Genomic DNA, 5,990 nt, shown 5'->3' with positions numbered 1-5,990 from the left:
CTATAAACCCATTGGCAACGGCGACTTCATATGCTGAATCTCCATCAGCTCCATCTTGCCCATTGGCTCCTGCTGGACCTTGCGGTCCCTGAGCTCCGTCGGCACCATCCGCTCCTTCAAGTGATGCTAACCATTCTGCTTCAGTTCCTGTAAATCCATTGGCAACAGCAACTTCATATGCGGAGTCTCCTTTTGCTCCATCAGCACCTTGTGGTCCAATTTCTCCTTTAGGCCCTTGGGGTCCAACTGGTCCAGTAGATGTTGGTAGGGTTATTGTGTTTCCGTCAGATATAGAGAGCTGATCTCCATTGATAGCAAGGGATTGTAATTCGTTTGTGATAGAACCATCGACTATATCAATATTCCCAAAGTCATCTGTAATGGAAATTGTTCCATCTCCGTTATCCGTGATTAAGGTACGTCTGGCATCAAAAGCTAGACTTATGCCAGAGGCATTTGTGAAAGTGAAAGTGCCGTTTCCGTTATCGATTAAATTATTATTAGCATTGAAAGTGACCGAAGTGCCATCTTCAGAAGTGTATGTGAATGTTCCATTACCATTATCCACAAGAGTGGTGATGGTTTGAAGATTTTTCACAATATCCTCCAAATCCAACGGGATATAATCAAGATTTTCGTCTAGGTATCCAATACTTCCGTCCTCGCCCAGTACCAGACTCCCCTGCATCCTCATTCTGATCGCATCTAGATCATCATCCACGCGATCAAACCCAGCTTGGATTCCTTCAAGATTTTCAGTGTCTAGAACTTGAGTCCATCGCTCATCTCTCCAGAAATAGAATCCTGGTCCGATGTTACCTCCAGTGGAAACATTGAAGACGAGTAGACCATCAATGGGTCCACCAGGCAACAGTCCAGCGTCATCAGATGAATTCAATTCCACCCTTGGAATTAAGACTCCAAGGTTTGAAGATTCAATATGGAGTATGGTAGATGGATGGGGGTTTTCTGTACCAATCCCAACCTGTCCGAATGCCATTCCGATAAATAGCAACATTAAGCCAGAGAGTATTAATTTTTTCATCTCTTCATGTATTTGTAAAACCTAATATTCTTTAGTGGACATTGTCCATCTATTCAATTATTCTTAATCTTATCTGATCACTTGAATCCACCCTTTAAAACTTTTAGTGCTGCCCCCTTCTTCCACCACATCAAGCACATAAAAGTAGGTTCCAGCATCTAAGCCTTCAGCTTCCCAATCATTGCTGTAATTATTGTATTCAAATATAGTATCCCCCCATCTTGTTAAAATGGTTAGCTTATTTGAGACGAATTTGTTGAGTCCTTTTATTTCGAATTGGTCGTTGAATCCATCAGAGTTTGGTGTGATTACGTTCGGAATAAAGAATTCCTTAACCTCATTTACATCTGTATCCAAATTATCTTCAGGGTATTCATCAGCTTCTAAGGAGGATACCTCTGCCACATTCATGATCCTGCCCGGGTCTGCAGCCCTTACGGTTAAGGTAAATGTTGCTTCATCACCACCGATGAATTCAGGTATTCGAACAATTATGGATTGACCAACTACTTCAAATTCAAATTCAAGAAGCCCAAAAATAGATTCGCCTTCTATGCTTACGAATTTAAGTTCACTTGGTAAATTGTCAACCAAGACAACATCAGTCGCAGTGACTTGACTGTTATTTTGAAGTTTTATTTCATATTCAAACTGATCTCCTTCCCAAATAGAAAGATCAAAAGAGGTTTTGGTTAATCCCAGGTTTGTAAAGCCAGTAAGGACGCCTAATGTATATATAGATGTACCCGAAAGTGATATATCTGCACTTACGAATTGTTGATTAATATCAATATCACCTCCCTCACTTCTCCAAATAGACTCGAGTTCATCCCAGCGAACGATTCCAAGTTTATTTGGTTCGCCTATAATAAATGGAGGAGTAGTGACATCACGCCAAGAAAGTGTGAGTCTTAAATCAATTTCCCCATTTTTGAAATTTTCTAGCTCCCAAAATTCTGCATCATCAACTAGAATGACATTTGGAGCGGTTTGATCTCTTGGGTAAAGATTGCCTGGATCTTCTAAAAAGTATCGAGCCCTTAGATTTAGCTCTTCCTTGGATAGGGGAGAGGCAAATAAAACTCGTCTAAAATTCTCATCTCCAGTGGGGAAAAGTAACTGCTCATTTATCTGAGCGCCAATCTTACCGTCTACAAAACTCTGATCCGAAGAGTTGATCGATGCCGCACCCAGTCCAAAATTGAATAAATTATCTTCGTTATTTGCACTAATAATTCCATCATTAAACTCGGCCACCCCTGAAACTTCAACATCATTTGAAAGGTCGTAGCCAAATTTGGAATTCAACTCAAGGTTCCAAAATTTCATTTGAGAAGATCCCGTAAGACTTTGCATAGCCAGACCTTCCAGTCTAGTTAAACCTTTCTGGTTGGATGTACCAAAAGTGAACTCCCCTTCGTTCATTATGTTAGAAAGAAACACCACTGTACCCGCATTGAGAAAACTACCTTGGTCACGATTTTCGAAAGGGAAGGCACTCCAGAGTAAAGTACTTTCATTAACATGCAATTTACCTTGATTCACAAATTGGGCTTTAAGCGAAAGAATCTGGAATATGCATGCTAAGAGGCAAATAAGATAACGACAGATTACGCTTCTGGTGGTCATTCGGAAAGTAGAATTGAAGGTTGTTATATTCAATTTAAATACATTCATCTTAATTTGGTATCATAAATAATACCGTAACGGTGCCAGCTGCGTTATTTTATTGACTTTTTGGGATATATCAACAGGAGGTTACTCATCGAACTATCATTATAATCAATTTTCCAGAATAGGCTATTGTATAACTATTTTTAAACTACAGATGTTAGGATGATTGAGGAAAATATAACTTCGATTGGTCTAGATTGCTCAAATAAATAGGGTTAAACTAGTCCAATGATTAATGTAAAAATCTTCAATTAAAAAATGTAATAAAATCAAAAGTTATTATTTAATAACTGCTGTTAAAAGTTTTGATGGACTATTTCAAATTAATTAAGGTTTCATCTTTAGTTAAGCAAAATGTAATTTTTCTATAGATTGAAATTATAGTAAATAATTATTTGACTTGGATAAGTAATTCAGAGTTCACCCGAAACCTTTCCCCATAAATCCCCTCTGGCAACCCTTTTCCGCAACCGATGATCATGCATATTTCTGATCCAGATGATAGATTGAGGAGTTTTGAAACGCGTTTGGAGTCGTATCCTTCCATGGGGCAAGTATCATATCCTGAAGCTTTCATTCCTAGCATAAAAGTCATAGAGGCCAAAGCGGCTGATTTGTGTACTGAAATTCGTAAGTCTGTTTCACTGACTTCTCTCACCATCGGTCTTTTTAATCCTACCCACCAAGAGATTAATTTTTTGATAAAAGTCCAACCTGGAAATTTAGTGTATAATTTTGGAATCAAATTTCCATAATAGCCCAAAGCCTGCTTCTGCTTTTTCTCTGATTGATTTTGAATGGTGGATTTGATGTAATTGTAATTTGCCTCAGCTCTGGATTTCCAAAGATCCCTTCTGGTTATTATCACCACAAGCTCTCTTGCCGTCACTGCTGCTTTTTGGCGCATGCAGAGTTGGGCAAGCTTATCTTTTAAAGTGGAAGATTCGGGAACTCTAATAAATTGATAAAGCTGAAGATTGGAGCTGTTGGGGGATAAAATGGCTGCTTCAATACATTTTTGAACGACTTCATGATTAAAAGGATTTTCCTGATCAAATATCCTAACAGATCTTCTTTTTTCTACTGCCTCAAAAAATCCTAGCTCTTTTCTTCCTTCCATCAATTATCTAAATTTCTATTCAAACAGTATTTTTCTTTTTTGATTGGTTATTTTCAAACAAATTTAGAAAGAAATATCAACTCGCCTCTCCATGATTTTTGAATTAATTCGATTACAATTTCTCAAAAGCCTAAGATCTTCATCATTTGCAAAAAGTTTGTTGATCACAATATTACTTGGTTTTTTGGCCTTACTCTTACTGAGTTATGTCTTAATGGCGGGTATATTTTTGGAAAGGATTCTGGGAGTCCTTGCAGAAGGTAGAGACCCCATTGAAGTTCTTTCGTCGGGTTTGATTTTTTTCTTTTTGGTGGAATTTATGTATCGATATTTTCTGCAAAATCTTCCTGTAATAGACTTAGAGAGTCTGTTGCATTTACCGATCGGTAAAAGAAAGATTATCCATATGCTCCTGATTCGATCTTTTGTTTCCCCAATAAGCATTATTCCTTTGTTGTTATTCCTTCCTTTTGGAATACAGGTGATTTTGCCCCAAATGGGAATGAATTCTCTAATCTTTTGGATAGGAACTATAATAATGATCAGTTGGTCTCTTCACTGGTTTATGCTCTGGTTTAAACAACGGTTCGAGGACAGTTTGATTGGAGTGATTATAGTTTTTGGAGTGTTACTTTTAGGGGGTGGATCCACTTATATGGGCTGGTTTAATTTGGGTGAAATAGTTTCACCGTTTTTCACCTTATCTCTTAACAGTTTTATTCCTTTTGCGATTACTTCTATTTTATGTGTAGTACTATACGTTTTGGCATATTCCTATTATCTAAACAATGCCTATTTGGAGGATTTGTCCCAAGAAGAGGAAGTCAAATTTGTGAATCAAAATTTTGGTTTCTTTTCAAAGTTCGGATTAGCAGGTGAAATGGCAAATTTAGAATGGAAACTGATCATTCGTCATAAAAAGAGCCGGACATTCTTGATGCTTAGTGCTTTTTTCTTGCTTTATGGAATGATATTTTATGACAACCCCCAATATCAAACCGAAGACGGAGGATTTAATTTCATCTTTATCTTCGTTGGGGTTTTTATTACAGGAATATTTATGATTCAATATGGCCAGCTGTTTTTGAGCTGGAATTCGGGAAATTTTGATTTTTTCATCAATAGAAAAGATGGAATTGAAGCCTTGGTAAGAGGGAAATATTTATTACTGATTTCAATTTCCTGCCTTTGTTTCCTTTTTTCAGTTCCATATGTGTATTTCGGATGGAAGTTTCTACTTATTCATTTAGCTACTTGGCTATTTAATGCTGGGATTATGATCCATCTGATAATTTATTTGGCACTTTGGAAGCCCAAGCCTATGGACCTGAATAAAGGTGCCATGTTTAATTACGAAGGAGTAGGGGCTGCTCAATTTTTAATGATTATTCCCATGATGGTGGCGCCTTATTTGGTGTATTTGCCATTTTCTTTATTATTCAATGAATATGCTGGATTAGCTGCTTTGGGCACCTTAGGGATCGTTGGGATTCTAGCTTTTAAAAAATTATCACAAATCAATATCAATAGAGTACTTTCTAATAGATACGAAATTTCATCTTCATTCCGTCAAGAGTTATGATTCAAGTAAAAGATCTTAAAAAACAATACAAAGAAGCAGTAGTACTGGATGTTCCAAGTTTGGATGTTCCAAAATCGGAATGTTTTGGACTGGTCGGTAACAATGGAGCTGGTAAAACTACACTTTTCAGAATTATGCTGGATTTGGTAAGAGCGACAACAGGAAATGTTACGATAGAAGGAGAGGATGTCAGTAAAACTGAAGATTGGAAAAGACGAACAGGAGCTTTTTTAGATGAGCATATGTTATTGACTTACCTCACACCCGACGAATATTTCCAGACTCTGCGCAAAATCTATGGAATGTCAGAAGCTGATTTAGGTGTTCATTTGGATAAATTCAATGAGTTATTCAATGATGAGATTGTTGGGAAAAAGAAATATATACGGGATTTATCGAAAGGAAATCTCAAGAAAGTGGGCATTGCTGCCGCATTGATGGGGAATCCAGAAGTAGTATTTTTGGATGAACCTTTTGAAAACTTAGATCCAAGTTCCCAGATCCGTTTGAAAAAGCTGATTCTTCAGGAAAAAGAAAACTCGAAAGTAACTTTTTTGATTTCCTCCCAT

4 protein-coding genes and 1 pseudogene are annotated in these 5,990 nt (G+C 37.3%); 2 read left to right on the top strand and 3 right to left on the bottom strand.

The window, feature by feature from the left end; all coding sequences use genetic code 11:
* From Q0L68_RS14925 to Q0L68_RS14915, 3 genes and pseudogenes are all read right to left on the bottom strand, one after another.
* A pseudogene (locus Q0L68_RS14925) lies at positions 1–1,045 on the bottom strand (hypothetical protein); the annotation flags it as partial.
* Between the two features lie 69 nt (positions 1,046–1,114).
* On the bottom strand, positions 1,115–2,590 hold the full coding sequence (locus Q0L68_RS14920) for a gliding motility-associated C-terminal domain-containing protein (protein WP_296704786.1): 1,476 nt from the start codon (positions 2,588–2,590) through the stop codon (positions 1,115–1,117).
* Positions 2,591–3,110: 520 nt separating this feature from the next.
* Positions 3,111–3,839, bottom strand: a complete 729-nt coding sequence (locus tag Q0L68_RS14915) for a nitroreductase family protein (protein WP_296704783.1) — start codon at positions 3,837–3,839, stop codon at positions 3,111–3,113.
* Between the two features lie 91 nt (positions 3,840–3,930).
* Between Q0L68_RS14915 and Q0L68_RS14910 the strand changes: the two genes are divergently transcribed.
* Both Q0L68_RS14910 and Q0L68_RS14905 read left to right on the top strand, forming a co-directional pair.
* Positions 3,931–5,421, top strand: coding sequence for a DUF5687 family protein (locus Q0L68_RS14910; RefSeq protein WP_296704782.1), 1,491 nt, complete (start codon positions 3,931–3,933; stop codon positions 5,419–5,421).
* Positions 5,418–5,990: ABC transporter ATP-binding protein (locus Q0L68_RS14905; RefSeq protein WP_296704778.1), on the top strand; the 573-nt coding region annotated here is incomplete at its 3' end. The genes Q0L68_RS14910 and Q0L68_RS14905, both read left to right, overlap by 4 nt.

Origin of the sequence: Algoriphagus sp. (genome assembly GCF_024642405.1) — a bacterium.
In the GTDB taxonomy this organism is placed as follows: domain Bacteria; phylum Bacteroidota; class Bacteroidia; order Cytophagales; family Cyclobacteriaceae; genus Algoriphagus.
This window is presented reverse-complemented; position numbering and strand designations above follow the sequence as displayed.

Coding starts and splice junctions, on each gene's coding strand:
- Q0L68_RS14910 (WP_296704782.1), top strand. CDS start 3,931: ATGATTTTTGAATTAATTCGATTACAATTTCTCAAAAGCCTAAGATCT.
- Q0L68_RS14915 (WP_296704783.1), bottom strand. CDS start 3,839: ATGGAAGGAAGAAAAGAGCTAGGATTTTTTGAGGCAGTAGAAAAAAGA.